The sequence below is a fragment of the Nocardia sp. NPDC060259 genome, assembly GCF_042728775.1.
In the GTDB taxonomy this organism is placed as follows: Bacteria; Actinomycetota; Actinomycetes; order Mycobacteriales; family Mycobacteriaceae; genus Nocardia.
Window position 1 is genome coordinate 23,962 of sequence record NZ_JBHXAY010000017.1, and the last position, 26,801, is coordinate 50,762.

Here is a 26,801-nt window from a genome sequence, read left to right on the forward strand (position 1 = left end):
GATGGATACCTCACGGTTCGTTGCCGCACTGCAGGGCGGGCTCGGGCGTAAGCTCGCCGCGCTCGCGCTGGTCGGCCTGCTCGTCGCGGGTGCGTCTCTCGCGCTCGCGCTGTTCCAAGGCGCGTTCACCAATACCGCTGTGGTGCTGGTCGATACGCCGCGTACGGGCCTGGTGCTCGACCCCGACGCCAAGGTGAAGGTGCGCGGCGTCGAGATCGGCCGGGTCGCCGACATCGAGCTGCGGAACGACGGCGCCCAGTTGCGGTTGGAAGTCGACCCCGACCAGCTGAAGCTGGTGCCCGCCAACGCGGGTGTCGACATCCGCTCGACCACGGTGTTCGGCGCCAAGTACGTCAACTTCATCGTCCCCGACCAACCGGCCTCGGCCTCGCTGTCCCCGGGCAGCACCGTGGCGGCGAGCTCGGTGACCGTCGAGTTCAACACCCTGTTCCAGCACCTGTCCGACGTGCTCGCCCAGGTGGAGCCGGAGAAACTCAACGCGACACTGACCGCGTTGGGCACGGCCCTGGAGGGTCGCGGCGACAAGCTGGGAGATCTGCTGGTGCGCTCGGATCGCTATCTGCGCGAACTCAATCCGTACCTGCCGACCCTGCAGTCGGATCTGGACAAGACCGCCGCGGTGACCGGCCTCTACGCCGAGGTCACCGACCCGCTGTTGCGCACCGTCGACAACGCGACGGTCACCTCGCAGACCATCGCCGAGATGCAGGGCCAGCTCGACAACGTGCTGGTCAACGTGATCGGGCTGTCCGACACGGTCGGATCGGTACTGCGCGAGAACGAACACGATCTGGTGACAGCGCTCGATCTGCTACGGCCGACGACCGCCCTGCTGTTCGAGTACGCGCCGGCGCTGAGCTGCATCATCGACGGCATCGGCCCGCTGATGCCGATCGCCGAGGAGATGATGGGCGGACGGCTGCCGGGTGTCGGCATGAACGCCAGCTTCATGCTCGGCGCGCAGCCCTACACCTACCCGAACGACCTGCCCAAGGTGAACGCCACCGGCGGCCCGCGCTGCGAGGGTGTGGTGGACCGGGTCCCGAACAGCCATTCGGACTATCTGGTGACCGATACCAGCGAGGGCACGGTGTACACGCCGAACACCCAGCACGAATTCCACGGTGTGCCAAAGGTATTCCAGCTGCTGCTGGACGGATTGCCGGGAGTGACGCGGTGAGGAACACGGGGACGACGATCAAACTGGCGATCTTCACCGTGGTGATGACGCTGGTGTTCGCCGGCCTGGCGATCGTCTTGAGTCAGGCGCGGTTCTCCAGCGAGAACGGCTATCGCGCGGTGTTCACCAGCTCCTCGGGCATGCTGCCCGGCGCCAAGGTGCGCATCGCCGGTGTGCCGGTGGGTTCGGTGACCTCGGTGAAGGTCGGCGACGACGACCTCGCCCACGTCGAGTTCGATGTCGACAGCAAGTACGCGGTGCTGGCGAGTACCCGGGCGGCGATCAAGTACGAGAACCTGGTCGGCGACCGCTACATGGAACTGCTGGAGGGGCCGGGTTCGGCTCGGCGGCTCTCCGATGGTGACACCATCAGCCGTGAGCAGACCTCGCCCGCCCTGGATCTGGATCTGCTGCTCGGTGGATTCAAGCCGCTGCTGCGTGGGCTCGACCCGGAACAGGTCAACGACCTCACCGCGGCGCTGCTGCAGATCTTCCAGGGACAGGGCGGCACCCTGGTCTCGCTGCTGAACAGCGGCGGGAGCTTCGCCAAGACCCTGGCGGACCGGGACGCGCTGATCGGCAGCGTGATCGACAACCTGAACACCGTGCTCGCCACCATCGACGATCGCGGCGATCAGTTCGCCACCACCATCGAAGAACTGCAGCGCCTGGTCAGCGACCTGTCCGCCCAGCGCGACCCGATCGGCAACGCGTTGCCGCGGATCGCGGGCGCGACGCAGGAACTCAACGACCTGCTGGTGCAGGCCCGTCCCGATCTGCGCAACACCATCGAACAGACCGGCAGGCTCGCCACGAACCTGGACGAGGGTTCCGACCACATCGACTGGGTGCTCGGAAAGCTGCCGGATACCTACAAGAAGCTCATCCGGATCGGTGCCTACGGTTCCTTCCTGCAGCTGTATATCTGCGGTACCAACTTCCTGGTCAGCGGCCCCAACGGCCAGCCGATGGAAGTTCACGCGCCGGGTCTGCAGGCGACCGGAAGGTGCACGCCCAATGAATGAGAACAAATCGTCGGCGGCGACGATCGGCATCGTCGGTGTGGTTCTGGCGGTGACGATCTCGCTCGCGACGCTGCAATTCACCGAGCTGCCCTTCATCCGCTCGGGAGCGACGTTCACCGCGAACTTCCTCGATGCGGGCGGTCTGGTGCCGGGCGACCCGGTTCATGTGGCCGGTGTGCGTTCCGGCGAGGTGCGGCAGGTCAGCCTCGACGGCGACAAGGTGCTGGTGAAGTTCGACCTCGACGAGTCGATCGTGCTGGGTGAGAAGACCACCGCCGCGATCAAGACCAATACGGTGCTCGGCCGCAAATCGCTGGACGTGGTGCCGACCGGCCCCGGCGCGATCGGCACCGGCGACACCATCCCGGTCGAGCGCACCACCTCGCCCTACTCGCTCAACGAAGCGCTGAGCGATCTCGGTGGGACCGTGCGCGATCTCGATCTGGATCAGGTCGACCAGACTCTCGACACCCTGTCGGCGGCCTTCGCCGACACGCCGGGCCCGCTGCGCAACGCGCTCGACGGCGTCACCGCCCTGTCGCGCAGCATCAATGTGCGCGACCAGGCGCTGACCGACCTGCTGGCCCGGGCGCAGAATGTCACCAAGATCCTGGCCGATCGCAGCACCCAGCTCAATACCCTGCTCATCGACGGCAACGAGCTGCTCGGCGAGCTCGACCGGCGCCGGGCGGCGATCAATCAGCTCGTCGTCTACATCGATGACGTGGCCAGGCAGCTCTCGGGCCTGGTCGCCGACAACGAGCCGCAGATGCGGCCGACGCTGGACCGCCTGAATTCGGTACTCGCGCTGCTCCAGCGCAACGAACAGAACCTCAACGAAGCCCTCGACGGCCTCGGCCCATACGCCGCCGCGCTCGGTGAGCAGGTCGGCAACGGGCCCTGGTTCAACGCCTACGTGGTGAACGCTTCCAGTACCGAACTGCGCCCGCTCGTCGACGCGCTGGTCTGGCCGGAGCAAGTGCCACAGGACCTGATCGACATCTTCACCAACCCGAGGACGCCGTACATCGCTCCTGCTGAGGAGGATCCCCCGCGATGAGCTTGACCCAGCAGGTGCGCGGGTTGCCGCGCTGGACGATCGCGGTGGCGGTGGTAGTGATCGCGGCGCTGGTCGCGGTCGGCGTCTACCTCGTCACCGGTGGCGGAAAGAACACGGTGACCGCCGCGTTCACCTCCACCACCGGCCTGTACAAAGGCGATGAGGTGCGGGTGCTCGGCGTCACCGTCGGCAGCATCGACTCGATCGAACCGGGCAAGGGCCAGGTGCGCGTGCAGATGAGCATCGACAGCAGCGTCGATCTGCCCGCGGACGCGCGCGCCGTGATCATCGCGCCGTCGCTGGTGTCGGCCCGCTTCGTGCAGATCGCGCCCGCCTACAGTGGCGGCCCGAAACTGGCCGACGGCGCGCAGATTCCGCTCGAGCGCACCGCGGTTCCGGTGGAGTGGGACGAGATCAAGGCCGAATTGACCAAACTGTCCACGGCGCTCGGTCCGGTCGGTGACGACAAGCAGGGCTCCTTCGGCCGCTTCGTCGACACGGCGGCCGAGAACCTCGACGGCAACGGACAGAAGTTCCGTGACACCCTGCGCGAACTGTCCGCGACGCTGACCACCCTGTCCGACGGGCGAACCGACCTGTTCGGCACCATCCGCAACTTGCAGAAGTTCGTCGAGGTGCTCTCGGCGAGCAATGAGCAGATCGTGCAGTTCAGCGGTCGGCTGGCCTCGGTGTCCTCGGTCCTGGCCGGCGCGTCGGAAGAACTCGGCGCCGGATTGGACAGTCTCGATGTGGCGCTGGCCGATGTGAAGCGGTTCCTCGACGGCACCGGGGGTGAGCTCACCGAGGGCGTCGAGCGCCTCGCCGATGTGACCCAGACGCTGGTCGACAAGCGGCCCCAGCTCGAACAGGTGCTGCACTCCGGCCCGACCGCGATGGTGAACTTCTACCAGCTCTACAAGCCGGCTCAGGGTTCGCTCACCGGCGCGGTGGCGCTGAACAACTCGGCCAATCCACTCAGCTTCATGTGTGGTTCGATCCGGGCGCTCGAGCTCAACAACTCGGACAGGTCCGCGGATCTGTGCGCGGAGTTCCTTGCCCCGGTGATCAGTTCGCTGGCAATGAATTACGTGCCGATCATGACCAACCCGGCCAGCGGCGTGACAGCCTTCCCCGAGCAGCTGGTGTACAGCGACCCGAGTCTGGCCGGCGCGGGCCAGCCGAACCAGGCCCCGGCCGCTGCTCCGATCACCGTGCCCGAAGGTCTTGCCGGGCTTGCCGTTCCAGGAGGACAGCGATGAGGCGGCAACGCACACTCGCCGGGCTGGCCGTCGGCGTCGCCGTCGCGCTCGGCACCACCGGCTGTCAATGGGACGGGCTCAACTCCCTGCCCATGCCCGGCTCCGAGGGGCGCGGGCCCGGCTCGTACACCGTGCGGATCCAGATGCCCAATGTCACCACCCTGACCCGCAATTCACCGGTGCGGGTGGACGATGTCGAGGTCGGCAACGTCACCGGGATCGAGGTCGAGGGCTGGCACGCGCTGGTGACGGTGTCGCTCAACCCCGAAGTCCATCTGCCCGCCAACGCGATCGCCAAGATCGGCCAGACCAGTCTGCTCGGCAGCAACCACGTCGAGTTGTCCCCGCCGACCACGGTCGCGCCGGAAGGGCAGTTGCGCGGCGGCGATGTCATCCCGCTCGAGCGCGCGGGCGCCTACCCGACCACCGAGCAGGTGCTGTCCTCGCTGTCGGTGGTGCTCAACGGCGGCGGGATCGCGCAGCTCGAGACCATCACCACCGAACTGAACGCGATGGTGAACGGCCGCGAGGACGAGATCGCCGACCTGCTGCCGCAGCTCAACGAGCTGACCACCGGCTTGGAGCGACAGACCGGCAGCATCATCGCCGCGATGGAGGGCCTGGATCAGCTCGCGGTGAAACTGGCCGGTCAGCGTGACGTGATCGCCGAGGCGATCGAACAGATCCATCCCGCGCTCACCGCGCTGGCCGACCGGTCGGCGAACATCACCACGGCGATCACCGCGCTCGGTGAGCTCGGTGACGTCAGCGAACGCCTCATCAAGACCAGCGGCGACGATCTGGTCGCCAATCTGCGCAGTCTCGGTCCCGTGCTGAAGACACTGGCCGACACCGGAAACAACCTGATCCAGGCGCTGGGCATCCTGCCGACCTTCCCGTTCCCGATCAAGAACATCGACAACGCGATCATGGGCGACTACATGAACTTGTTCATCACGTTGGACCTGACCGCCAGCCGTCTCGACAGCAACTGGCTCACCGGTACCCCGCTCGGCGGTCGCTTCGGTGGTGTCGAGGGTGTCGTCGGCTCGTTCGCGCCGTCGACCGCCACCGACGCCGCTGACCCGGCCACCGCGCCGTTCGCGGCCCCACCCGCCCCCGGAGCCATGCCAACCATTCCAGGGCTACCGTCCATCCCCGGCCTGCCCGCCATCCCCGGTATCACCGCGCCGCTGCCCGGCCAGGAAGGGGCGGGTCGATGAAACTCACCCGGTTCGTCCGAATCCAGCTCGCGATCTTCGCGGTGCTCACGGTGGTCGGTCTCGTCGTGATGAGCGGCAGCTACCTGCAGGTGCCCGCGATGTTCGGGATCGGCCGGTACGCGGTGACCGTGCAGCTGGCCGCCACCGGTGGGCTCTATCCCACCGCCAATGTCTCCTATCGCGGGCAGAACATCGGCAAGGTCGAGGCGGTGCGCCTGACGACGGGCGGGGTCGAAGCGGATCTGTCGATCGACAGCGACTACAAGGTGCCCGCCGATTCGAGCGCGTGGGTGCGCAGTGTCTCGGCCATCGGCGAGCAGTACGTCGACCTGGTGCCCACCGAGCAACCGTCCGACAAACATCTGCGCGACGGCTCGGTGATCCCGGAGCAGCGCACCCACCTGCCCCAGGATGTCGGCACGATGCTCGACCAGGCCGACAAGCTGCTCGCCACCGTCGCCGACACCCGCCTGAAGCAGGTGATCGACGAGGCCTTCCACGCGTTCAACGGCGCCGGGCCCGATCTCCAGCGGTTCATCGACTCGGCGGCACTGCTGGTGCAGCAGGCCGAAACCGATATCGAGCCGACCAAGAAGCTGCTCGATCAGATCGGCCCGCTGCTGGACACCCAGACTCGTTCCGCCGACGACATCCGTTCCTGGACAGCGGATCTGGCTACGGTCACCGATCAGCTGCGCGAGCACGATCCGGCGCTGCGGAGCCTGTTGAACAACAGTCCCTCCGCGATGGAGACGGTGACCGGGCAGTTCCAGTCTCTTCGCCCCACCCTGCCGCTGCTCGCCAGCAATCTGGTGAGCCTCGGGCAGGTCGGCGTGACGTACAACGCGAGCCTGGAACAGCTCATGGTCGTCTTCCCGCCGCTGATCGCGGCGCTGCGGACCGCCATCCGTGGGCCGATCCAGTACGGCGTGATGGTCGACTTCATGACCGTCCTCAACGACCCGCCCGCCTGCACCACCGGCTTCCTGCCCGCGGACCAGTGGCGACAGCCGAGCGAACTGGACCAGGTGGACACTCCACCCGGGCTGTACTGCAAGGTGCCGCAGGACTCGAATATCGCGGTGCGCGGCATCCGCAACACGCCGTGCATGGAGTTCCCCGGCCGCCGGGCGCCGACGCCCGAGCTGTGCCGGACCGGGTTCGTGCCGGAAGGCAACAACCCGCCGTTCGGCCCGGTGCAGCCGGTCGCTCCGGCCTCCGCACCCGCAGGCGCATCGACGGGCGGTGTGACCCCCGCCGCAGCGCGCCCTTATGATCCGTCCACCGGCAGCTATCTGGGCACTGACGGACGCACGTACCGCCAAGGCGACATCGCCGCGGATGGCTCGGGCACTGTTCCGGCCAGCTGGCAGGCGATGTTGGAGGAGCAGCAACGATGAACGACAACGACAACCGCCGCCCGCGCAGGCGGGCCGCACGCTCGGCCGGACCACCGGTCGACGAGACGGCGGCCGAAACGGTCACCATCAGTAAGAGCGACACCGCATCAAACGTCGAGGTGACGGTGAAGCTCGCCGACGCCACGGTGAAATCCGAGGACGCGACGGTGAAGCTCACCGCCGCCGCGAAGTCCGACGCAACGGTGAAGTCCGCCGTCACCACCGTGAAGTCCACGGACGACACCGTGCGGCTCGCGGACGCCGCACCGTCGACCACGGACAAGTCTCCGGTCGATCCGGCGAAGTCCGCCGACGACACCGACGCGGCCCCCCGCTCGGGCGGCCGCGTCCTGGCCCTCGCCGCGGCGATCGTGCTCGTGCTCGCCCTGGTCGTCGGCGCCGGTTTCGCCGCCTTCACGGCCTACTCCGTGAACCGGGGCGAAGACCTGCGCGCGCAGTACACCGAGACCGCCCGCCAGGCGGTGCTGAACCTGACCACCATCCGCGCCGAGACCGCCAAGGATGACATCGACCGGATTCTCTCTGTGGCTTCCGGCGACTTCAAGACCGAGTTCGACGGTCGCGTAGATCCGTTCATGGACATCGTCAAGCAGGCGAACGTGGTCTCCACCGGCGAGGTGGTCGAGTCGGGCATCGTCTCGGCCGACAACGAGTCCGCCCAGGTGCTGGTCGCCGCGAAGCAGACGGTGAGCAACAACGGCTCGCCCGAACCGCAGTCGCGGCAGTACCGGTTCCGGATCACCGTGTCGAACAGCGATACCGGAATGACCGTGTCGAAAGTGGAGTTCGTCGGATGAGCCAGCGTATGAAGATCGTCTTCGGCAGTCTCGCCGCCCTCGGCCTGATCGCCGCGATCGTCCTCGGTGTGAGCGGCTATCAGCTCTGGCAGCACGACCGGACCGAGCAGGCCCGCGCCGACGCGATGAGCACGGCCAGTCGCACGGTCAGCGCCATGTTCACCTATGAGCCGGCCACCGTCGACACCGAGCTGCCCAAAGCGGCCGATGGCCTGACCGAGTCCTTCCGCAGCGACTACCTGAAGCTGATCAAGGAAGCGATCGCGCCGGGCGCCAAGGAGAAGCAGCTCACGGTCAAGGCCACCACCCAGGCCGAAGGCGTCGTGTCCGCCGATCCCGAGCACGCTGTCGTGCTGCTGTACCTGAACCAGCTGACCACCAGCAAGGACACCCCCGACGGCACCGCTTCCGGTAGCCGGGTGCGGGTATCGCTGGACAAGTCCGACGACCGCTGGCTGGTAGCCCAGGTCACTCCGGTCTGAGCTGTGCACCGCGCGGCAGGCGCACCACGAAGGTCGCGCCGCCGCCCGGTGTCTGTTCCACCCGGACGGTGCCGCTGTGCGCGGCGACCAGGGCGGCCACGATGGACAGGCCGAGACCGGTGCCGCCGCTGCTGCGGGTGCGTGAGGTGTCGGTCCGGTAGAAGCGTTCGAAGATCCGGGCAGATTCCTCTGTGGACAATCCGGGGCCGGTGTCGGCGACCTCGAGCCGTACCTCGTCCTCGGCGGGGGTCAGCCGGACCGTGATCGAGGTGCCGTCCGGGGTGTGGGTGCGGGCGTTGTTCAACAGGTTGGACAGGATCTGGCGCAGGCGGTGTTCGTCGCCCGAGATCTCCAATGTGCCGGTGCCCTCGGCGATGTCGAGGGTGATCGGCCGGTGCTCGCCCGCCGCCTCCTCGACCGCGCGTGCGCTGTGCACGGCGTCGCCCGCGATGGCGAGCAGGTCGACCGGTCGCAGGTCGACGGGTCGTTGCGCGTCGAGCCTGGCCAGCATCAGCAGGTCCTCCACCAGCAGGCCCATCCGCTGCGCCTCGTGTTCGATGCGGTTCATGAACGTCGCCGGATCGCCGGTCGCGCCCTGCCGGTACAGCTCGGCGAAGCCGCGGATGGTGGTGAGCGGGGTGCGCAGTTCGTGACTGGCGTCGGCGACGAAACGCCGCATCCGCGCCTCGGATTCGCGCGCCGCCGCCTCGGAGGCCTCGGTGGCGGCGAAGGCCTGCTGGATCTGGGTGAGCATGCTGTTGAGCGAACGGGACAGGCGGTCGACCTCGGTGTCGGTGCCGCGCACCGGGACTCGGTGGTGCAGCTCGCCCTCCGCGATGGCCGCGGCGGTCGCCTCGACCCGGCCCAACGGCCGCAGGCTGCCACGGACCACGAAGTAGGCGGCGATCGCCAACGCCGTCAGGATGATCGCGCCGACCACCAGCTCCAGCACGACGAGATTGCGTACGGTCTCGATGTTCTCGGTGAGCGGCCAGGCGACCGTCGCCGACGCGTGCTTGCCGTGCACCGTCAGCACTCGCCACTGCTCGTCCGAGTCACCTTCCGAGCCGACCGTGACCGGTTGCAGCGCAGGCGGATCGGGCAGCGCGGGGGTGGCATCGGTGCCGAAGACGTTGTCCAGGGTGATGTCCCGGGTTCCGTCGGAGCTCTCGGCGTGCAGGTAGTACCGACCGGGCGGCTGGCGGTCCGGCGCCGGAGCAGGCAGCGCGGGGGCGGGCAGGCCGACGCGGCGCTCCCATTCGATCGCCGCGTCCGTCAATTGCTGATCGGTGCGATTCTGCAGCGAGCTCTCCATCGCCTTGGTGACGACGAAACCCGAAGCGACCAAGCCGAATCCGGCCATCGCCACCAGGATCAGCACCAGTGTCACCCGCAGCGGGACGGCCGAGAACCTGGGAACGCGCGGCCTCATCGCGCGGCAGGCTCCCGCATCACGTATCCGACGCCGCGCAGGGTGTGGATCAGCCGCTGCTCGCCGGTGTCGACCTTCTTGCGCAGATACGACACATACGTCTCCACCACCCCGACCTCGCCGCCGAAGTCGTAGCGCCACACGTGATCCAGGATGCGCGGTTTGCTGAGCACGCTGCCCGCGTTCACCATGAAGTAGCGCAGCAGCGTGAATTCGGTGGGGGACAGGGCAACCGGCTCGCCCGCCTTCCACACCTCGTGGGTGTCGTCGTCGAGTTCGATGTCGGCGAAGCGCAGCCGGGTGCTCGCCTGTTCCGGCGCGGTCTGGCCGGCGCGGCGCAGGATCACCCGCAGCCGGGCCACCACTTCCTCGAGGCTGAACGGCTTGGTGACATAGTCGTCGGCGCCGAGGGTGAGGCCGGTGATCTTGTCCTCGACCTCGTCACGGGCGGTCAGGAACAGGACAGGGGCGTCGATGCCGTCGGCGCGCAACCTGCGCAGCAGGCCGAAGCCGTCCATCCCCGGCATCATCACGTCGACGATCAGCGCCTGCGGGCGGAACACGCGCGCCTTGTCCAGCGCTTCGGCGCCGTCGGCGGCCGTCGCCACCTCGAAACCCTGGTAGCGCAGGCTCACCGCCAGCAGTTCGACGATCATCGGTTCGTCGTCGACGACGAGCACCCTGGCTTCGGGTGCATCAGGCACACCGCTCATGGGTCCCATCGTCGCGCACCTCGCTGGGAAGTGGCTGGACCCATGCTGTGAGGTCGCTGTGTGCCGCTCAGCGCGACGTTTCGCCGAACACGTCCTCGTCTTCGCTGAGCAGGGCCGAACCGGCGACATTGCTGTGGGAGAGCGCGTCGAGGAAGGCGCGGGCCCAACGCTCGACGTCGTGGGTGAGCACCTGGCGGCGCAGCGATCGCATCCGGCGGCGCTTGGTGTCGCGGTCGTCGTCGAGCGCGCCGGCGATGGCGTCCTTGACGCTGTCCAGGTCGTGCGGATTGCACAGGTAGGACTGGCGCAGCTCGGCGGCCGCGCCGGTGAACTCGCTGAGCACCAGGGCGCCGTTGAGGTCGCTGTGGCAGGCCACGTACTCCTTGGCGACCAGGTTCATGCCGTCGCGCAGCGGGGTCACCAGCATGGCGTCGGCGGCGACGAAGAAGGCGATCAGCTCGTCGCGGGGGATCGGGCGGTGCAGATAGTGCACGACCGGGTAGCCGACGCGGGCGAACTCGCCGTTGATCCGGCCGACCTGGCGTTCGATGTCGCCGCGCATCTTGATGTAGCTCTGCACGCGTTCGCGGCTCGGGGTGGCCAGCTGCACCATCACCGTCTCGGACGGGTCGATCCGGCCCTCTTCCAGCAGTTCCTGCAGCGCGTTGAGCCGGATGTCGATGCCCTTGGTGTAGTCGAGGCGGTCGACGCCGAGCAAGATGTTCTTCGGATTGCCCAGCTCGGCGCGGATCTTGGCGGCCCGCTCGCGCACCGAACGGCGCCGGGAATGCTCGTCGAGCTCGGCGGAGTCGATGGAGATCGGGAACGCGCCGACGCGCACCGTGCGGAAGCCGACCTGCACCACACCCAGCTTGGACCGCACGCCGATGGTGCCGCGCGAGGTGGGCTGACCGGCCAGTCTGCGGGCCAGGTAGAGGAAGTTCTGCGCACCGCCGGGTAGATGGAAGCCGATCAGGTCGGCGCCGAGCAGGCCCTCGACGATCTCGGTGCGCCACGGCATCTGCATGAACAGCTCGACCGGGGGGAACGGGATGTGCAGGAAGAAACCGATGGTGAGGTCGGGCCGCAGCATCCGCAGCATCTTCGGCACCAGCTGCAGCTGGTAGTCCTGTACCCAGACCGTCGCGCCCTCGGCGGCCACCTTCGCCGTCTCCTCCGCGAACCGGCGGTTGACCTCGACATAGGCGGCCCACCAGGCCCGGTCGTACACGGGGCGCACGATCACGTCGTGATACAGCGGCCACAGCGTGCCGTTGGAGAACCCCTCGTAGTAGTCCTCGACCTCCTGCGCCGTCAGCGGCACCGGATGCAGTTCCAGACCGTCCTCGATGATCGGCTCGACCTCGACGTCGGGCACACCGGCCCAGCCGACCCAGGCCCCCTTGTTGCTGCGCAGGACCGGCTCCAGCGCGGTCACCAGACCACCGGGGCTGCGCTTCCATCGGGTCGTGCCGTCGGGCAGGCGCTCGAGGTCTACCGGCAGCCGGTTGGCGACCACCACGAACCCCGAGCCCGCACCGCTGGCGACGGATTCGCTGTCATCGGACGGACGGTCGTTGGACTGTTTATCGATCATTGGTCCACTCACGCATCCTTTGCGCGTCGCAGGGTCCCGCTTTGAGGTTGTGGTCGTAGGGGAGGGTCAGCTGGGTCCGATGCCGAGCATCGACAGCAGCATCCGGCACTCGTCAGCGTCTTCGGCGTATGCCGCGACGACGCGCTGTGCCTGGCGAGCGGTCTCGTCGGCCAGTGGCTCGAGCTCGTCGTCGGCGATGTCGTTGGCGCTGCTCTTCGCGGCCATAGTGGTTCGTCCTCCCGGTTTCCAAACGCTCTGCGTGCGAGTAGTCAATACTATCGGTCGCTTGTGCACGGCCGATGAACTCCCGACCCGATCACCCCACCCCGGTGCAGTGTCGTGGCGGTCCCGTTACCGTGGTCGTCGGACAGGTCCACTCCGCAGAGAGGTTTCTTTCATGCCACTGGCCACGGTGAACGGCATCGCACTGAACTATCAGGTCAAGGGCGACCGTACCAAGGGCACCGACGTCAAGGGCGGCGGTCCGCTGGTGGTGTTGATCATGGGCACCGGGTCGCCGGGCCGGGTGTGGGATCTGCATCAGGTTCCCGCGCTGGTCGCGGCCGGATACCGCGTGTGCGTCTTCGACAACCGGGGTATCGCGCCGTCGTTCGAGGCGGCCGATGGCATGCGGATCGAGGAGCTGGTGGCCGACACCGCGGCGCTGATCGAGTTCCTCGACGAGGGGCCCGCCCTGATCGCGGGCACCTCGATGGGCGCCCGGGTCGCCCAGGAGCTGGCACTGGCCCGTCCCGACCTGGTCCGCAAGGCTGTCTTCATGGCGGGCCACGGCAGGCTCGACCAGTTCCAGAAGACGCTGTCGGCCGGTGAGCAGGACCTCGACGCCGCCGGTGTGCAGCTGCCCGCGAAATTCGAGGCGGCCCTGACCGCGGTGATGAATCTGTCACCCGCGACCATGGCCGACGCCAACGCCGCCCGCGATTGGCTGGATCTGTTCGAGTTCACCGGCGGGACCACGCCCCCCGGAATCCGGGCCCAGCGGGCGATGGACCACGAGTTCGACCGGATCGCCGCCTATCGCGCAATCACGGTGCCCTGCCTGGCAATTGGCTTCGCCGATGATAGGATGATTCCGCCTTATCTGTCACGGGAGGTTGCCGAGGCCATCCCGGGCGCCAGGTACCAGGAGATTCCGGACACCGGGCACTATGGCTACCTGGAACGCCCCGAGGCGGTCAACAAGATCCTCCTCGATTTCTTCGCGGCCTGACCGCCGAGGCTGAGGTAACCACCTACACGTAACGTCTGCCTTGCTAGGGTCGACACAACGCCCGGGGGTGCGCACCCCTGAGCGATCCCGTACACAGCGCCAGTATCCAGTGAGGTGAAATGAGCACCAACCCCTTCGACGACGAGGACGGCCGCTTCTTCGTTCTGGTCAACGACGAAGAGCAGCACTCCCTGTGGCCCGCGTTCGCGGAGGTCCCGGCGGGTTGGCGTGTCGTGTTCGGTGAGGAAAGCCGGGCCGCGTGCGTCGAATACGTCGAGAAGAACTGGACCGATATGCGTCCCAAGAGCCTGCGTGACGCGATGGCCGCCGACGATGCGGCCCGCGCCCAGTCCTGAGCAGTAACACAGATACTGCGCCGGGGCCTCGCTGAGCGTGACGGCCGTGTGGCACTCCTACCGATGCCACGCGGCCGCCGCGTGCCGCTATGATGGTCGCTGCCCTCCGGGGCCGATGAAGTACCCGCCTCCTTAGCTCAGTGGTAGAGCACCGCTCTTGTAAAGCGAAGGTCGTCAGTTCAATCCTGACAGGGGGCTCAATGCGAAAGAAAGGCTCTGGCCCTGGTCAGAGCCTTTCTACGCGCTGCCCGCCGCCTTGAATCCGGCGTTCGGCCTCACTGTGGACGCACTCACGAACTGCGGCGTTCGTGACGGATCTGCCGAAACCGATCTAGTCGCCCTCGGTCTTTGCCGTGACCCCAAGACTTTTGGGGCGACCTCGCGTCCATGCGCTGCGGTATCTTCCATGCGATCGCCGCACCCTGGTCGGCGCGCAGAGGAAGCACACGCCACATGTTCAACAAGTCCTTTGCGGCCGCCGCGCTCTCGGTGAGCGCCGCTGCCGTCCTCGCGGCACCGCCCGCCGACGCCGACCCGGTCAACTGGGGCGCCGTTTCCCTCAGCGTGTGGGGCAACGTCTACGCGTTTTCGGTCAACCACCCGACCGAAGCCGACGCCATTCGAGCCGCCGACCGAGCGTGCAAGGGGCAAGGCATCATCGACTGCCGGATGGTGGTGACGTTCGCGGACGGCTGCGGTGCAGTCGTGACGAGTCCGCTCGCGATCGTCGCAGGGTTCCCGATCGTGGGCTTCGGTAAAGGGGCGAACCCAGGGGAGGCATACGCAGACGCCACCCGCAACCTCCCCACCGGCACCGGAAGCGCCGGCTCGTTCAATCGCGACCACGCCTGCACCCTGCCTTGATCTAATTCCCGCACGGTCTCGATAGATGTCGGGCTGACACGCCTCCTTTCGGCATAGGGTGAGACGCATCGGCGAGTAATCAGGAAGATCCGATGAACCTCTCACGTCCGCTGAGCCGGACAATCGGCGTGCTGACCGTCACCGCGACGGCCGCGCTTCTGCCCGCGGCGACCCCGGCTGCCGCCGCGCCGGAATCGTGTCCGCAGTGGACACAGCGCACGGTCGCGTCCGGCTACGGGTTGCTCGAGAACCTCGCTTTCGACGGCCGCGGGAACCTGCTGCTGTCGGAGCAATCCGCCACCGGAGTCGGCGGCTCGCTACAGCGTCTGGCGGCCGACGGCGCGAAGTCTGTCGCGGTGGGCGGTATCGACGGCCCCGGTGGCGTCATCGTCGTCGGCGACACGGCCTATTTCACGACCGGCAACAGCGCCGTGGCAGCGCTGACGGGCCGCGCGGACGGCACCATTCGCGCGCTTGACCTCGACACCGGCGCGGTCACCACGATCGCCACCGGCTTGACGATGCCGAACGGCCTCGCGCAACTGCCGAACGGCGATTTCGTCGTCAGCAAGGACGTCGGCGCGGGATCCATGACGCGAGTAGCGGCGAATGGCAGCGCGTCGCCCTATGCACCGTCACTCACCTCCACCAACGGCCTCGCGTTCGACCGAGCGCGCAATCGGCTCGTAGTTTCGACAACATTCGACCCCACAACAGTGGTCACCTTCGTCGACTACGCCGACCCGTCCAGGCCTGCCCCGCACACCGTGATCCCCGGATACGGCCCACTGAACGCTGCCGACGATCTGACCGTCGGCCCGGACGGCAAGGCATACGTGGCGCTCAATGTCGCAGGCCGAATCCAGCGGGTCGACCTGGACACCCGCCAAACCTGCACCATCGCCGACGGACTCCCGCTGTCCTCCTCGGTCCGTTTCGGCGCAGGCCCGGGCTGGGACGCGCACGCCCTCTATGTGACGAGCTTCCTCGGTACCGTCACCCAGCTGACCCCACCCAACTCCTGACGGTGCTCGGAAAGGTGGGGCGTGCGCTCGGCCTCGGCGGTAGGGGTCAGTCGGGGACGTTGGCGCCGTGGCCGAGTTCGCGGAGGGCGGCCTTGATCTTGTCGCGGGCTTCGTCGAGGGATTCGGGCTTGGGGGCGGTGTCGGCGCCGGAGATGTCGAAGTCGCCCATGGTGTAGGCGGGGAAGACGTGGGTGTGCAGGTGGGGGACTTCCAGGCCCGCGATGAGCAGGCCGGCGCGGGGGGCGTCGAAGGCGATGCGGACGGCCTGGCCGATCTTCTGGGCGACGGCGGTGAGGCGGGCCATGACGGCGGGGTCGACGTCCTGCCACTGGTCGATCTCGGCGCGCGGCACGACGAGGGTGTGGCCCTGGGTGACGGGGGCGATGGTGAGGAAGGCGACGAACTCGTCGTCCTCCCAGACGAAGCGGCCGGGAAGCTGTCCGGCGATGATCGCGCTGAAGACGGATGCCATGCGGCGAGCCTAATCAGATCCCGACGAAATGCGACAGGATGCCCTGCACCTCGTAGATGTCGACCTGACGGTTGAACCGCTGCTTGACCGGCTCGTTCCCGCTGCCGATCCAGATGTAGAGCTCGGCGTCGAGGTCGAAGGTGCCCGCGGTCTCCACGGCGAAGTGGGTGATCGAACGGTAGGGGATGGAGTGGTAGCTGACCTTGCGGCCGGTGACGCCCTGCTTGTCGACCAGGATCAGCCTGCGGTTGGTGAACAGCATCGCGTCGCGCACCAGGATGAAGGCCGAGTAGACCTGCTCACCCTGGCCGAACAGCCGCGCGTACTCCTGCTGGGCGGCGGCGGGGTCGATGCGGCCCGCATTGCCCATCATTCCGTCGAGCAGACCCATGATGTGCTCCCCTCGCCCGTGCTCCGGCATGCGGCGGACCAAGTCGTCACGCCGGCATCATTGTCCCCCAAGCGAACCCGATGTGGGTGGCGTGTGCGGGTGAATTCCCGGTGCCGGGTGCGGGATCGGATCCGCGGCCGCGGCCGCGCGGCCGCTACCGGATACCGCGACCAGAGAGCGGGCTGGGGCGTGCGAAGCAGGTGCGAAGCGCGCGACTAATCTGTGACCGTGCGCGTACTCGTCATCGGTTCCGGAGCCCGTGAACATGCCCTCGTCCTGGCGCTACGCCGGGACCCGTCCGTGACGGCGGTCATCGCCGCCCCGGGCAACCCGGGCATCGGACAGCATGCCGAGCTACGCCCGGTCGATCCGTGCGCGGCCGAGGACGTCGTCGCGCTGGCCGCCGAGGTCGCCGCCGATCTCGTGGTCATCGGACCCGAGGTGCCGCTGGTGCTCGGCATCGCCGACGCCGTGCGCGCTGCCGGGTTCCCGGTGTTCGGTCCGTCCAAGGACGCGGCCCGGATCGAGGGATCGAAGGCGTTCGCCAAGGACGTGATGGCGGCCGCCGGTGTGCGGACCGCGCACAGCGAGATCGTCGACAACCCGGCTGACCTGGACGCGGCGCTGGACCGCTTCGGCCCGACCTGGGTCGTCAAGGACGACGGCCTGGCCGCGGGCAAGGGCGTCGTGGTGACCGCCGACCGCCGCGCGGCCCGCGATCACGGTGCCGAGCTGCTCGAGCAGGGCCACCCGGTGCTGCTGGAGTCGTTCCTCGACGGGCCGGAGGTGTCGCTGTTCTGCCTGGTCGACGGCGAGACCGTGGTCCCGCTGCTGCCCGCCCAGGACCACAAGCGTGTCGGTGACGGCGATTCCGGCCCCAACACCGGCGGCATGGGCGCCTACACCCCGCTGCCGTGGCTGCCCGAAGAGACGCTGAACGAGATCGTCGAGGACGTGGTCAAGCCCGTCGCGGCCGAGCTCGTCGCGCGCGGCAGCTCCTTCTCCGGCCTGCTGTACGCGGGCCTCGCGATCGGCACCAACGGTCCCGCCGTCGTCGAATTCAACTGCCGCTTCGGCGATCCCGAGACCCAGGCCGTGCTGGCCCTGCTCGACAGCCCGTTCGCCGAACTGCTGCACGCCACCGCCACCGGCCGCCTGGCCGAGGTCGAGCCGCCGCGCTGGAAGGACGGTTCGGCCATCACGGTCGTGCTGGCCGCCGAGAACTACCCGGCCCGCCCCCGCACCGGTGACGTGATCACCGGCGCCGACGACGGCGCGCTGGACGGCGACACGCTGGTGCTGCACGCGGGCACCGGACAGCGCGAGGACAAGGCGCTGGTCTCGGCGGGTGGGCGTGTGCTGAACGTCGTCGGCGTCGGCGCGGATCTCGCCCAGGCCAGGGAACGTGCCTACGCCCGGCTCGCCCAGATCAAGCTCCCCGGCAGTCACTTCCGCACCGACATCGGCGCGACCGAGGTGGTCGTCCCGGAGCGGACGACGTAGCTAGGACTTCTGCGCTGCGCCCTCAGCAGAGTTCCGTCGGTCGTTCGCGTTTATGTCGGGCGTTGGATGCTGTTGGACACCATGCGTAGATGTTGGCCCTGGACACGGTCTACATCGGCGATCCGATCCTGGACCGCCCGTTGCGCAGCGCGGAGACCCGCATAGTGGTTGTCGACCTGCGCAGCCGCATTCTGGGCAGCCGCAGCCGTCAGTTCGACGATCGTGCGCCCGAGCCATTCCCGATTTGCGTTCGACGTAGTCCGGCCGAGCTTGACATCGAGGAGGAGACCCATGGCATTCACTCGAACCCTGACTGCCCCATCCGGTGTCCGTGCCTCCCCCTCGATTCGGGCGATCTGTTCGCTGTTGGCTTCGATGGCCCGTAACTGGGCCTCGAACTCATCGGCGGCGGCCTCCAGTTCGGAATCGTTCGGTGTCATTCGAGTTGCTCCATCGCTGTGTGGACCCAATCGCGAACTTGTTCGCTCTCATCGTCGGCATAGCGGGCAATGAGTGGGAGAGTGCCGTCCGCCTCCGCGAGAATGAGAGCTTGAATCGCCCATTGGCGGGTGCCGCGATCGGCGAGTGCATCGACAGCGATTTGTATCGCTTCGGGGGTCTTCGATCGTCCGAGGTACGGGAGTAGAGCGGCACGCGGGTTGTCATCTGTCAGCTCGTTGAACAGACCGAGTATTTCAGCATAGTTCTCCGGTCCCGCGATCTTGTCGAGTGCGCCGCCTGCCCACCATTGCAAATCAGTTGGCATCGGTGGGTCTCGCCGAAGCTGCGCAATCAACGCGGCGATCGCCGCTTGATCGCCATAGGCAACCGGATCGGCGAGGTTGTGCAGCAGATGGGCGCGGATCCCCTGTCGGTGTGTTGTCTCGGGTCCAGGAATCTTTCTGTCAAGATCGGCCAGCCAATCTATGAAAACTGGTACCGCTTGTGGGTCGGTGCCGACGTAATTGTCGAGGTCGGCAAGTCTGAAGCATCGAACTCCGACAGCGGCCAGGTCCCGAGCGAGTCGCAGTTCGAACCCGCGCTCGCCATCAACGTATTCCGGCGGAATATTCTCAAGCCAGTCGTCATTATCCGGCATTCCCGGATAGTTAGCGCCCGACCATTCCTGCTGCGCAATCTTCTCGGGTTCCTGGATGCGGGCCTTCGCTCGCGCCTCGGCGGCTGCCTCGGCGATGTCTTCCGTCCCCGACTCTATCCGCGCGATCTGCTCTCGCAACTTCCGGAGCTCCGATGACCTATCGAGGTTTGGGTTTGGCGTCATTGTTATCGTCTAGCTCCTTCCTGACCAGTTGGATTTGCCCGGTATCGATCATGTGTCGAATGTCGGGATCGTTTATGTTCGTTCGATGGTCGGTTACCAGAACCATGGTATAGCCCTGGCTCTGCGCGTATACGGTTTCGAGTTTGATCTGCTTGATAGAGCGGTCGTCCAGTTCGTTTGCATTCTTCACCTCGACCACTTGCTTGTTTCCTACATCGATGTAGTCAGGGTATATCGTGTCGCCGTTTACCGTTACCCCTCTTCGGCCGGCGGGTAGCGGGATCCCCGCTCTTTCCTCGCCGCGGTCGCCGGCGTCTTCATTGCCGTCCTTGTCGCGATTCCGAATTGGTTGGGCGTTACGGGGTGTTCGATTCAGGATGGATGACAAGAACTGTACGTCGCCACTCGCTGCTGCGTAGATGCCTTGGCAGTTGCCAATCGCTTGGTCGACGTTATCGTTTATTTCGTTCAGTAACCCGTCGATTGCGCTGGCGTAATCCTTCTTTGTTTTTTCTTCAAGTCTTTCTATCGCCCTGATCATCGGCCCCGATATGAACCCGGGAAGGCGTTTCAGGGCAAATTTGTCGGCCTCATAGGACAGGAGGATGATCCGAAGAATATTTAGCGAAGTAACTATCAACGCGCGGTTGTCTGCGCTGATCTTCCCTACCGATTTACAGGCAGTCTCGAGGTATGTGCCGAGCTCGCCGGAATCATGCAATGCCGTGTGCACGTTGTTGATTTCATCTATTATTCCGCTGACCTCGACGTCAGCCTTCTCTGCGGCGGACCATTTCAATACTGCGAAATTGCGCATCGTGTCCGCGGTTCTCTTGGTGGCTCGACCCCATTCGCCGAAATCGGTACCTGCCTTAGTGATCCTTGCGGGGTCACTATCTGCCCATGGGCGGGTGACCAATCCCTTCAGCAAGTCCCAGTTGGATGGCGTATCGTGCTGACCGCCCGCGGCGTACTCGCCGGGGTGCAGGTTGATTTTCAACGTGGTGCCGTCCTGTGCTGCAGGGGTCGGCTGGTTAGCTTTCGGGTTGTTGTTATTCTCGGCATGGGCATGATTGAGCCCGGCCCAGTGCACCTGGTATCCCAGTTCGCGGGCGGCCATTGCGCTGGTCGAAGCAACTTCGAAGATATCGGTGGCTGCCTGGTCGAAATTCTGGCCCCATCGGGTCCCGCCCGGAAAATAGCTCCCGGCCGAGTTGGCGACCGTCAACTTGGACTTTAGGGCTCGAAGATCACGCTCCACGTCCCGGCTAGTGCCGGTCAGCTGTCGTGCGGCGTTGTAGTAGGACTCGGGATCGATGTCGGTCATCCGTCTGACCAGCCGAACATCTGGCGGTTGGCCGCACGGGCGTCGGCATAGTTCTGGCGACAACTGTCGACATGGTGCCGAAGCTCCCGCAACTCAACGAGATGGCTCGCAGCGGTGGTCTGCCAGTTCGTGTGAGTTTCGGCAAAAGCGTCTGCTGCCTCCCCTGTATATTCCTGGGCGAGAGTCGCGGCGGTGGTGCGGGCATCGGCGAGATAGGTTTCCAACGTCGCGATGCGGGTGTCGAGATCGGTGACGAAGTGGGTCATCGCGGTCAGATCGTATGAGAACAGTGCCATCAGGAATTCCGGTCTTGCCCTGTCACAGGTTCAATCTGTACTGCTGGATCTCTGCGGCGCCGTCGTCGTCCTGTCCGGTGAAGGCCTGCGCAGCGGTTCGAAGGTGCTGTGCATAGCTTTCGAGGTGACTGGTGTGCGCGGCGACCCGCGAGTTCAACGACTCCCATGTCGTGGCGATCAGATCCGCGGCGGCGCCCTGCCACGTGTTTTGGAGATCTGTGTGTGCGAGGTGAATTCTGTTGAGTTCGTAGAGAAGATCGCCCTGGCGGTTCTGCAGCGCAGTCGCTGCTTGCCGAAGCTTCTCCGGGCTGACGTCGAGCGTACTGTCGTCCATAGCATTCCCTTCCCCGTTCCCGATCGTCTGTCTGGAGGAAGCGCACATGGACTGGCGTAGCGCGGCGTCGCAACAAGAACAGGACGACCTGGACAACCTGCTGCGGGACAGTATAGGCGTCGCCGGTGAAATGCTCAGTGGCGTAGCAGGTCTCGCGCCCTTCATGCTGGTTGTGGGCGTGGACGGGGCCAAGTCGATGCGCCGGCTTGCGGGGGCGGCCCCAGACGAAGATTCGATCCGGGACGACCTCACCTTCGATGATGACCGGCGGGAGTTGCGCGCTCGAGTCATCGTGTACGCCGTGACCGCGCGGCACCCCTTCGTCGGCGATGCGATCAAGATCGCCGCCGAGCACGCGGGCGGCATCGCGATCGACCTACTCGTTCCGTACACGTCGGACGAACAGTCGGTGAACATCGACATGATTGGTGCAAATGCGGCCGTGGGTGTCCGGCGACTCTGGCAGTAAGCCGTTCGCGCCGAGCGCATCCGGCGATCGAACGACTCCGACTTGCGTTTGGTGATGTCAGGCGTCAGGTCAGCCGCAGGCCGTGCAGGGCCAGCCAGGCCTGCGGGTCGACATGCTGGCCGTTCTGCACGATCTCGAAGTGCAGGTGGGGGCCTGTGGAATCGCCGCGGTTGCCGATGCGGGCGATCTGCATGCCCGCGGGGACGCGTTCGCCCTGGGAGACGAAGAAGTCGTACATGTGGCCGTAGATGCTGATGGTGCCGTCGTCGTGGCGGATGCGGACCCACAGGCCGAAGCCCTGCGCCGGTCCGGCTTCGACGACGGTGCCGTCGGCGACGGCGTAGATGGGGCTGCCGATGGGTGCGGCGATGTCGATGCCGCGGTGCATGGTGCCCCAGCGTGAGCCGAAACCGGAGGTGAACGCGCCCTTGGCGGGCAGGCTGAAGCCGCCGCCGGACGGTGTCGACCCCGGCACCATGACCCCGGGGACCACCGGGGCCCGCTGGCCCATCCAGTCCTGCCACTCGCCCGACGCCGCGGCCGCCGCTTCCGCCTTCGCCCGCTCCAGGGTGGCGCGCGCGGCGGCGGCGACCACCGCTGCCTCACGGCGCTTCTCGCCCCTGGCGATGGCGGCGAGCAGGCGGCTCGACGACTGCGGATTCGGCGCGAGCTGCGGTGGATAGGCGATCGCCACCCGCTGCGCCTCGCCCGGCGCCAGTGGACGATCGCTCGCGATGTCCCTGATCTGCGAGTCGGCGGCGGCGAACACCGCGACGATGACGACGCCGGCGATCAGCACCCGACGCTCGAGCAGCACCTGACGCACTCGATCCCGGCTCGGCCGCTGCGCCCACAGCGCTTCGGCAACTGCCTTGGGCCGCAACCAGAACACCGTGCGCACCTCGCCACGGCGCAGTTCACCCGCGACCTCGCCGACTGCCGGGTGTTTGTCCACCCAGGCCGTCACCCGCTCGCGAACGCTGGTCTTCGACGTCAGCTGCTCGCGCCAATTCGCCTGCAGGACATGGCCGTTGATGCTGACCATGCGCCGGGCTGCACTATCTGCGGCGGATTGTGCCGACGCGTTGTCGTCCGCCGGGGCATTGTGGCCGGCCGAAGTGTCCTCCGCTGCAACACCGTTGGCTGTGGCCTGCCAGCCGGTGTCCGTGTCTGCGGCGTGTACCTCGTCGGCTGCGGTCTGCTTGTCGCTGTCGGCGTCCGCGGGGCGCGTGCCGTCGGCTGTGGCCTGCTTGCCGACGCCTGCATCTGCCGTGCCCACCCCGTCGGCTACCGCTTGCTCGTGACTGTGTGCCGCTGTATCCGCCGGGCGCACACTGTCACCCGTCGTTGGCACGATTGCCTCGGCCGACGAACCGCCGACTGCCGACGACGTGTCAGCGCGATCGGTCGTTCGCGTATCCGCCCGCCGCACTCTCCCCGCCCTCATCCACTCCATCGTGCCCCCGCGCCCCGGCACCGACGCAGCTGCGCCTGCTGCGTCGGTGGCTGCGTCTTCGCTGTCGGAGCCATTGTGCCGACCATATCTGTGAACGCGCGCAATCGGGTGCTCTACCGTCTCTCGGGTGTCCAGAGAATCGCGCCGGTCGACAATTCCCCCCTTCTACGTGATGGATGTGTGGAAGGCGGCGGCCGAACGGGCCAGGTCGCATGGCGATGTGCTGATCCTCGCGGCGGGGCAGCCCTCGACGCAGGCGCCTGTGCCGGTCTTGCGGGCCACCAGGGCCGCCATCGACCACGAACTGCTCGGCTACACCGAGACGTTCGGGATCCTGCCGTTGCGCGAAGCCATCGCGGGGCATCACAGCGAGACCTACGGCTATGACGTGCACCCGGACGAGGTGGTGGTGACCACGGGATCGTCGGGCGCGTTCACGCTGATCTTCCTGGCCGCCTTCGACGCGGGCGACACCGTGGTGGTGGCCAGGCCCGGCTACCCCGCCTACCGGAACACGCTGACCGCGCTCGGCTGCACCGTGGTCGAACTGGACTGCGGCCCGCAGACGCGTTTCCAGCCGACCGTGGCCATGCTCGAGGCGCTGCCGGAGCCGCCCGCGGGCCTGGTGGTGGCCAGTCCGGCCAACCCGACCGGCACCATGATCGACCCGGCCGAACTGGCCGCGCTGGCCCGCTGGTGCGAGGAGCACGGCACCCTGCTGATCTCCGACGAGATCTACCACGGCATCACCTACGCGGGGGCGAGCACGCCGACCTCGTCGGCGTGGGAGTTCTCCCGGTCCGCCGTGGTCATCGGCTCGGTGTCGAAGTACTTCTCGATGACCGGCTGGCGGCTCGGCTGGATGCTCGCTCCCGAGGACCTGCGTCCCGCCCTGCAGCGGCTGGCCTCCAACATGACCGTGTGCCCGCCCGCCATCTCCCAATACGCGGCGGTGCACGCGTTCGGACCGGAAGCCAAGGATGAACTGGACGGTCACGTGCGCCGGTACGCGCGTAACCGGGCGCTGTTGCTGGAGGGTCTGCCGAGCATCGGTATCACCGATCTCGCGCCCGCCGACGGCGCCTTTTACGCCTATGCCGATATTGGACATTTGACCAACGATTCCCGTGCCTGGTGCGCCGAGATACTCGCGCACACCGGCGTCGCGCTGGCACCCGGTCTCGACTTCGACACCGTGCACGGACTTCGCACGGTTCGCTTCTCCTTCGCGGGCTCGGGCGACGACATCTCCGCAGCACTGGACCGGTTGGGAAGGTTCCTGAAGGACTGACCGGTCCCGCTGTCAACAGTGATGTGCGACAACAACTTTGCCTAGTACGAACACTTCCGTGCCGGGATACGGTAAAACTCAGTTATCCCGATTTCCCGCGTTTCCCCGATGACGATTGCGCACGGTTGAACTGATGATGACTGGCACGATGGCACGGTGACCACCGCGACGACCCCGAAAGGCGAACGACGTCGCCAGGCCCTGGTGGCGGCGGCGGCTGAACTGTTGCTCGAAGGCGGCTTCGACGCGGTGCGACATCGCTCGGTGGCGTCGCGGGCCGATCTTCCGCTCGCCTCGACCACCTACTACTTCGAGTCTCTGGAAGATCTGATCGCCCGGGCCGTCGAGTTCAGCGGCGCGATCGAGCTCGACGCGATGCGTCGCCGGGTCGGTGAGGTCAGCCATCGCAGGCGCGGCGCCGAGGCGACCGTCGACCTGGTCCTCGACCTGCTCGTCGGGCCCGACGACGGCGACCTGGACGCCCGCGGTCAGCTGATCGCCCGCTACGAGCGCTCGGTCGCCTCCGCCAGGCACCCCGAGTTACGCGAGGTTCAGCTCCGACTACGTACCCAGCTCGAAGAACTGCTCGCCGACGTGCTGCGCCGCTCCGACCGAGTGGTGCGCCCCGAGCAGTTGCGCAGGCTGGTCGCCGTCGTCGACGGCGCCGTAGTGGCCGCGCTGATCGAGGGCCATCCGGAACCGCGGCGCCCCGCACGGGCCGGTCTGCTGGACATGATCGACATCGTCGCCCCGCCCGTAGTGCCCAACATGATGCCCCAGCAGCTGGAACGGGCACGCCAACTAGACTGAACGTTCGTGAGCCTCGTCCCGAATGTCCTCGCCACCCGATACGCCAGCCCGGAGCTCGTCGCGCTCTGGTCGCCCGAGAACAAGATCGTGCTCGAGCGCAGGCTGTGGCTCGAGGTGCTGCGGGCCCAGTCGGAGCTCGGCATCGATGTCCCCGCCGGCGTGATCGACGACTACGCGCGCGTGATCGACCACGTGGATCTTGCCTCGATCGCCGAGCGGGAGCGGGTCACCCGCCACGACGTGAAGGCGCGCATCGAGGAGTTCAACGCGCTGGCCGGGCACGAGCACGTGCACAAGGGCATGACCAGCCGCGATCTCACCGAGAACGTGGAGCAGCTGCAGATCCGGCTCTCGCTCGAGCACGTCTACAACCACGGTGTCGCCGTCGCGGCCAGGCTGGCCGAGCGGGCCGCCGAGTACCAGACGCTGGTGATGGCCGGTCGCTCGCACAATGTCGCCGCGCAGGCCACCACGCTGGGCAAGCGTTTCGCCTCCGCCGCCGACGAGGTGCTCGTCGGGCTGGCCCGGCTGCGCGACCTGATCGACCGCTACCCGCTGCGCGGGATCAAGGGCCCGATGGGCACCGCCCAGGACATGCTCGACCTGCTCGACGGCGACGCGGGCAAACTGGCCGCGCTCGAGCAGCAGGTGGCCACCCACCTCGGCTTCGCGACCGTGTTCACCAGCGTGGGCCAGGTGTACCCGCGCTCGCTGGACCACGACGTGCTCTCGGCGCTGGTGCAGCTGGGTGCTGGCCCGTCGTCGTTCGCGCACACCATCCGGCTGATGGCGGGCCATGAGCTGGTCACCGAGGGCTTCCAGCCCGGCCAGGTCGGGTCGTCGGCGATGCCGCACAAGATGAACACTCGCTCCTGCGAGCGCGTCAACGGCCTGCAGGTCGTGCTGCGCGGCTACGGCTCGATGGCGGCCGAGCTCGCGGGCGCGCAGTGGAACGAGGGCGACGTGTTCTGCTCGGTGGTGCGCCGCGTCGCGCTGCCGGACGCGTTCTTCGCCATCGACGGCCAGACCGAGACCTTCCTGACCGTGCTCGCCGAGTTCGGCGCGTACCCGGCGGTGGTCGCGCGTGAGCTCGACCGGTACCTGCCGTTCCTGGCCACCACCCGCATCCTGATGGCGGCGGTGCGCGCGGGCGTCGGTCGCGAGACCGCGCACGAGGTCATCAAGGAGCACGCGGTCGCGGTGGCGCTGGCCATGCGCGAGCAGGGTCGCGAACCCGATCTGCTGGACCGCCTCGCCGCCGACGACCGGATGCCGCTGGACCGCGCCGCCCTCGATGCCGCGCTGGCCGACAAGTCGGCGTTCATCGGCGCCGCGTCCGACCAGGTGTCCGAGGTGATCGCGCAGGTGCAGAAGCTGGTCGAGGCGAACCCCGAGGCGGCGCGCTACACGCCGTCGCCGATTCTCTGATCCGGCATATTCGTGCACTTCGGTTCGTCGCAGTCAGTTTTCTGACTCGAAGCGGC

General features: G+C 67.1%; 29 protein-coding genes and 1 tRNA gene. 18 read left to right on the top strand and 12 right to left on the bottom strand.

Going from position 1 to position 26,801, the window contains the following annotated elements; genetic code table 11:
* The first annotated feature begins 1 nt into the window (after position 1).
* From ACFWF2_RS09895 to ACFWF2_RS09930, 8 genes are read left to right on the top strand one after another with little or no spacing between them, the layout of a single operon-like run.
* Positions 2-1,201, top strand: coding sequence for an MCE family protein (locus ACFWF2_RS09895; protein ID WP_379306481.1), 1,200 nt, complete (start codon positions 2-4; stop codon positions 1,199-1,201).
* Entirely contained in the window at positions 1,198-2,226 is a 1,029-nt protein-coding gene (locus ACFWF2_RS09900) for an MCE family protein (RefSeq protein WP_379306483.1), read from the top strand. The genes ACFWF2_RS09895 and ACFWF2_RS09900 overlap by 4 nt, the downstream gene beginning before the upstream one ends.
* Positions 2,219-3,286 (top strand): MCE family protein, encoded by a 1,068-nt coding sequence (locus tag ACFWF2_RS09905; protein WP_379306485.1) that lies wholly within the window; start codon positions 2,219-2,221, stop codon positions 3,284-3,286. The genes ACFWF2_RS09900 and ACFWF2_RS09905 overlap by 8 nt, the downstream gene beginning before the upstream one ends.
* On the top strand, positions 3,283-4,545 hold the full coding sequence (locus ACFWF2_RS09910; protein WP_379306487.1) for an MCE family protein: 1,263 nt from the start codon (positions 3,283-3,285) through the stop codon (positions 4,543-4,545). Before ACFWF2_RS09905 ends, ACFWF2_RS09910 begins: the two co-directional genes overlap by 4 nt.
* Positions 4,542-5,768 carry an MCE family protein gene (locus tag ACFWF2_RS09915; protein WP_379306489.1) on the top strand — a complete coding sequence of 409 codons (1,227 nt, stop codon included), beginning with the start codon at positions 4,542-4,544 and terminating at the stop codon, positions 5,766-5,768. Before ACFWF2_RS09910 ends, ACFWF2_RS09915 begins: the two co-directional genes overlap by 4 nt.
* Positions 5,765-7,168 (top strand): MCE family protein, encoded by a 1,404-nt coding sequence (locus ACFWF2_RS09920; RefSeq protein ID WP_379306491.1) that lies wholly within the window; start codon positions 5,765-5,767, stop codon positions 7,166-7,168. Before ACFWF2_RS09915 ends, ACFWF2_RS09920 begins: the two co-directional genes overlap by 4 nt.
* Positions 7,165-7,986: a hypothetical protein gene (locus ACFWF2_RS09925; RefSeq protein WP_379306493.1), complete on the top strand. Its 822-nt coding sequence runs from the start codon at positions 7,165-7,167 to the stop codon at positions 7,984-7,986. Before ACFWF2_RS09920 ends, ACFWF2_RS09925 begins: the two co-directional genes overlap by 4 nt.
* Positions 7,983-8,468 (top strand): h domain protein, encoded by a 486-nt coding sequence (locus ACFWF2_RS09930; protein ID WP_379306495.1) that lies wholly within the window; start codon positions 7,983-7,985, stop codon positions 8,466-8,468. Before ACFWF2_RS09925 ends, ACFWF2_RS09930 begins: the two co-directional genes overlap by 4 nt.
* Here ACFWF2_RS09930 and ACFWF2_RS09935 read toward each other — a convergent pair.
* The 4 genes from ACFWF2_RS09935 to ACFWF2_RS09950 all read right to left on the bottom strand — a co-directional run bounded on the left by ACFWF2_RS09935 (position 8,455) and on the right by ACFWF2_RS09950 (position 12,435).
* Positions 8,455-9,900, bottom strand: a complete 1,446-nt coding sequence (locus tag ACFWF2_RS09935) for an ATP-binding protein (protein WP_379306497.1) — start codon at positions 9,898-9,900, stop codon at positions 8,455-8,457. The genes ACFWF2_RS09930 and ACFWF2_RS09935 overlap by 14 nt on opposite strands.
* Positions 9,897-10,613: a response regulator transcription factor gene (locus ACFWF2_RS09940; protein WP_189029975.1), complete on the bottom strand. Its 717-nt coding sequence runs from the start codon at positions 10,611-10,613 to the stop codon at positions 9,897-9,899. Before ACFWF2_RS09940 ends, ACFWF2_RS09935 begins: the two co-directional genes overlap by 4 nt.
* A gap of 67 nt (positions 10,614-10,680) precedes the next feature.
* Positions 10,681-12,210: a trehalose-6-phosphate synthase gene (locus tag ACFWF2_RS09945; RefSeq protein ID WP_379306499.1), complete on the bottom strand. Its 1,530-nt coding sequence runs from the start codon at positions 12,208-12,210 to the stop codon at positions 10,681-10,683.
* A 66-nt stretch (positions 12,211-12,276) separates the two neighbouring features.
* Positions 12,277-12,435 carry a hypothetical protein gene (locus ACFWF2_RS09950; RefSeq protein ID WP_019044795.1) on the bottom strand — a complete coding sequence of 53 codons (159 nt, stop codon included), beginning with the start codon at positions 12,433-12,435 and terminating at the stop codon, positions 12,277-12,279.
* A 172-nt stretch (positions 12,436-12,607) separates the two neighbouring features.
* Between ACFWF2_RS09950 and ACFWF2_RS09955 the strand changes: the two genes are divergently transcribed.
* The 5 genes from ACFWF2_RS09955 (at position 12,608) to ACFWF2_RS09975 (ending at position 15,686) form a co-directional block, all read left to right on the top strand.
* The gene (locus ACFWF2_RS09955; RefSeq protein ID WP_379306501.1) at positions 12,608-13,441 is read left to right on the top strand and encodes an alpha/beta fold hydrolase; all 834 of its coding nucleotides are present in this window, start codon (positions 12,608-12,610) and stop codon (positions 13,439-13,441) included.
* A gap of 119 nt (positions 13,442-13,560) precedes the next feature.
* Positions 13,561-13,797, top strand: coding sequence for an MbtH family protein (locus tag ACFWF2_RS09960; RefSeq protein WP_022565839.1), 237 nt, complete (start codon positions 13,561-13,563; stop codon positions 13,795-13,797).
* Between the two features lie 126 nt (positions 13,798-13,923).
* Positions 13,924-13,995: transfer RNA gene (locus ACFWF2_RS09965), tRNA-Thr, on the top strand.
* 255 nt (positions 13,996-14,250) lie between these two features.
* Positions 14,251-14,661 (top strand): DUF4189 domain-containing protein, encoded by a 411-nt coding sequence (locus ACFWF2_RS09970; protein ID WP_379306503.1) that lies wholly within the window; start codon positions 14,251-14,253, stop codon positions 14,659-14,661.
* Between the two features lie 92 nt (positions 14,662-14,753).
* Positions 14,754-15,686, top strand: a complete 933-nt coding sequence (locus ACFWF2_RS09975) for an SMP-30/gluconolactonase/LRE family protein (protein ID WP_379306505.1) — start codon at positions 14,754-14,756, stop codon at positions 15,684-15,686.
* Positions 15,687-15,732: 46 nt separating this feature from the next.
* On the opposite strand, the gene ACFWF2_RS09980 is transcribed toward ACFWF2_RS09975, so the two are convergent.
* Together ACFWF2_RS09980 and ACFWF2_RS09985 are read right to left on the bottom strand one after the other, a co-directional pair.
* Complete coding sequence (locus tag ACFWF2_RS09980; RefSeq protein ID WP_379306507.1) at positions 15,733-16,158, bottom strand: HIT family protein; 426 nt, start codon at positions 16,156-16,158, stop codon at positions 15,733-15,735.
* Positions 16,159-16,171: 13 nt separating this feature from the next.
* Complete coding sequence (locus tag ACFWF2_RS09985) at positions 16,172-16,549, bottom strand: PH domain-containing protein (RefSeq protein WP_189029989.1); 378 nt, start codon at positions 16,547-16,549, stop codon at positions 16,172-16,174.
* Between the two features lie 228 nt (positions 16,550-16,777).
* On the opposite strand from ACFWF2_RS09985, the gene purD reads away from it, so the two are divergent.
* Complete coding sequence (purD, locus tag ACFWF2_RS09990; RefSeq protein WP_379306509.1) at positions 16,778-18,052, top strand: phosphoribosylamine--glycine ligase; 1,275 nt, start codon at positions 16,778-16,780, stop codon at positions 18,050-18,052.
* A 50-nt stretch (positions 18,053-18,102) separates the two neighbouring features.
* On the opposite strand, the gene ACFWF2_RS09995 is transcribed toward purD, so the two are convergent.
* Genes ACFWF2_RS09995 through ACFWF2_RS10015 form a run of 5 tightly spaced genes read right to left on the bottom strand, consistent with a single transcriptional unit; the run spans position 18,103 to position 21,291 of the window.
* The gene (locus ACFWF2_RS09995) at positions 18,103-18,492 is read right to left on the bottom strand and encodes a YbaB/EbfC family nucleoid-associated protein (protein WP_379306511.1); all 390 of its coding nucleotides are present in this window, start codon (positions 18,490-18,492) and stop codon (positions 18,103-18,105) included.
* On the bottom strand, positions 18,489-19,289 hold the full coding sequence (locus ACFWF2_RS10000) for a HEAT repeat domain-containing protein (protein ID WP_379306513.1): 801 nt from the start codon (positions 19,287-19,289) through the stop codon (positions 18,489-18,491). Before ACFWF2_RS10000 ends, ACFWF2_RS09995 begins: the two co-directional genes overlap by 4 nt.
* A 19-nt stretch (positions 19,290-19,308) precedes the next feature.
* A complete protein-coding gene (locus tag ACFWF2_RS10005) occupies positions 19,309-20,661 on the bottom strand; it encodes a putative toxin (RefSeq protein ID WP_379306515.1) in 1,353 nt (450 codons plus the stop codon).
* Positions 20,658-20,957, bottom strand: coding sequence for a WXG100 family type VII secretion target (locus ACFWF2_RS10010; RefSeq protein WP_379306517.1), 300 nt, complete (start codon positions 20,955-20,957; stop codon positions 20,658-20,660). The genes ACFWF2_RS10005 and ACFWF2_RS10010 overlap by 4 nt, the downstream gene beginning before the upstream one ends.
* A 22-nt stretch (positions 20,958-20,979) precedes the next feature.
* Entirely contained in the window at positions 20,980-21,291 is a 312-nt protein-coding gene (locus ACFWF2_RS10015; RefSeq protein ID WP_379306519.1) for a WXG100 family type VII secretion target, read from the bottom strand.
* A 46-nt stretch (positions 21,292-21,337) separates the two neighbouring features.
* On the opposite strand from ACFWF2_RS10015, the gene ACFWF2_RS10020 reads away from it, so the two are divergent.
* Positions 21,338-21,760: a hypothetical protein gene (locus ACFWF2_RS10020; protein ID WP_379306521.1), complete on the top strand. Its 423-nt coding sequence runs from the start codon at positions 21,338-21,340 to the stop codon at positions 21,758-21,760.
* Between the two features lie 64 nt (positions 21,761-21,824).
* On the opposite strand, the gene ACFWF2_RS10025 is transcribed toward ACFWF2_RS10020, so the two are convergent.
* Positions 21,825-23,039 (bottom strand): M23 family metallopeptidase, encoded by a 1,215-nt coding sequence (locus ACFWF2_RS10025; RefSeq protein WP_379306523.1) that lies wholly within the window; start codon positions 23,037-23,039, stop codon positions 21,825-21,827.
* 304 nt (positions 23,040-23,343) lie between these two features.
* On the opposite strand from ACFWF2_RS10025, the gene ACFWF2_RS10030 reads away from it, so the two are divergent.
* From ACFWF2_RS10030 to purB, 3 genes are all read left to right on the top strand, one after another.
* Positions 23,344-24,507, top strand: a complete 1,164-nt coding sequence (locus ACFWF2_RS10030) for a pyridoxal phosphate-dependent aminotransferase (RefSeq protein WP_379306525.1) — start codon at positions 23,344-23,346, stop codon at positions 24,505-24,507.
* A gap of 156 nt (positions 24,508-24,663) precedes the next feature.
* A complete protein-coding gene (locus tag ACFWF2_RS10035) occupies positions 24,664-25,317 on the top strand; it encodes a TetR/AcrR family transcriptional regulator (protein ID WP_378850107.1) in 654 nt (217 codons plus the stop codon).
* Between the two features lie 6 nt (positions 25,318-25,323).
* Positions 25,324-26,745, top strand: coding sequence for an adenylosuccinate lyase (purB, locus tag ACFWF2_RS10040; protein ID WP_379037399.1), 1,422 nt, complete (start codon positions 25,324-25,326; stop codon positions 26,743-26,745).
* Positions 26,746-26,801 lie beyond the last annotated feature (56 nt).

Bases quoted from the DNA above. Each gene is read 5' to 3' on its own strand.
- ACFWF2_RS09975 (WP_379306505.1), top strand. From the start codon at position 14,754: ATGAACCTCTCACGTCCGCTGAGCCGGACAATCGGCGTGCTGACCGTC.
- ACFWF2_RS09930 (WP_379306495.1), top strand. From the start codon at position 7,983: ATGAGCCAGCGTATGAAGATCGTCTTCGGCAGTCTCGCCGCCCTCGGC.
- ACFWF2_RS09950 (WP_019044795.1), bottom strand. From the start codon at position 12,435: ATGGCCGCGAAGAGCAGCGCCAACGACATCGCCGACGACGAGCTCGAG.
- ACFWF2_RS09995 (WP_379306511.1), bottom strand. From the start codon at position 18,492: ATGACACCGAACGATTCCGAACTGGAGGCCGCCGCCGATGAGTTCGAG.
- ACFWF2_RS09945 (WP_379306499.1), bottom strand. From the start codon at position 12,210: ATGATCGATAAACAGTCCAACGACCGTCCGTCCGATGACAGCGAATCC.
- ACFWF2_RS09985 (WP_189029989.1), bottom strand. From the start codon at position 16,549: ATGGGTCTGCTCGACGGAATGATGGGCAATGCGGGCCGCATCGACCCC.
- ACFWF2_RS09905 (WP_379306485.1), top strand. From the start codon at position 2,219: ATGAATGAGAACAAATCGTCGGCGGCGACGATCGGCATCGTCGGTGTG.
- ACFWF2_RS09925 (WP_379306493.1), top strand. From the start codon at position 7,165: ATGAACGACAACGACAACCGCCGCCCGCGCAGGCGGGCCGCACGCTCG.
- ACFWF2_RS09920 (WP_379306491.1), top strand. From the start codon at position 5,765: ATGAAACTCACCCGGTTCGTCCGAATCCAGCTCGCGATCTTCGCGGTG.
- ACFWF2_RS09915 (WP_379306489.1), top strand. From the start codon at position 4,542: ATGAGGCGGCAACGCACACTCGCCGGGCTGGCCGTCGGCGTCGCCGTC.
- ACFWF2_RS09935 (WP_379306497.1), bottom strand. From the start codon at position 9,900: ATGAGGCCGCGCGTTCCCAGGTTCTCGGCCGTCCCGCTGCGGGTGACA.
- ACFWF2_RS10015 (WP_379306519.1), bottom strand. From the start codon at position 21,291: ATGGACGACAGTACGCTCGACGTCAGCCCGGAGAAGCTTCGGCAAGCA.
- ACFWF2_RS10020 (WP_379306521.1), top strand. From the start codon at position 21,338: ATGGACTGGCGTAGCGCGGCGTCGCAACAAGAACAGGACGACCTGGAC.
- ACFWF2_RS10010 (WP_379306517.1), bottom strand. From the start codon at position 20,957: ATGGCACTGTTCTCATACGATCTGACCGCGATGACCCACTTCGTCACC.
- ACFWF2_RS09910 (WP_379306487.1), top strand. From the start codon at position 3,283: ATGAGCTTGACCCAGCAGGTGCGCGGGTTGCCGCGCTGGACGATCGCG.
- ACFWF2_RS09955 (WP_379306501.1), top strand. From the start codon at position 12,608: ATGCCACTGGCCACGGTGAACGGCATCGCACTGAACTATCAGGTCAAG.
- ACFWF2_RS10005 (WP_379306515.1), bottom strand. From the start codon at position 20,661: ATGACCGACATCGATCCCGAGTCCTACTACAACGCCGCACGACAGCTG.
- ACFWF2_RS09980 (WP_379306507.1), bottom strand. From the start codon at position 16,158: ATGGCATCCGTCTTCAGCGCGATCATCGCCGGACAGCTTCCCGGCCGC.
- ACFWF2_RS09970 (WP_379306503.1), top strand. From the start codon at position 14,251: ATGTTCAACAAGTCCTTTGCGGCCGCCGCGCTCTCGGTGAGCGCCGCT.
- ACFWF2_RS09895 (WP_379306481.1), top strand. From the start codon at position 2: ATGGATACCTCACGGTTCGTTGCCGCACTGCAGGGCGGGCTCGGGCGT.
- ACFWF2_RS09940 (WP_189029975.1), bottom strand. From the start codon at position 10,613: ATGAGCGGTGTGCCTGATGCACCCGAAGCCAGGGTGCTCGTCGTCGAC.
- ACFWF2_RS09960 (WP_022565839.1), top strand. From the start codon at position 13,561: ATGAGCACCAACCCCTTCGACGACGAGGACGGCCGCTTCTTCGTTCTG.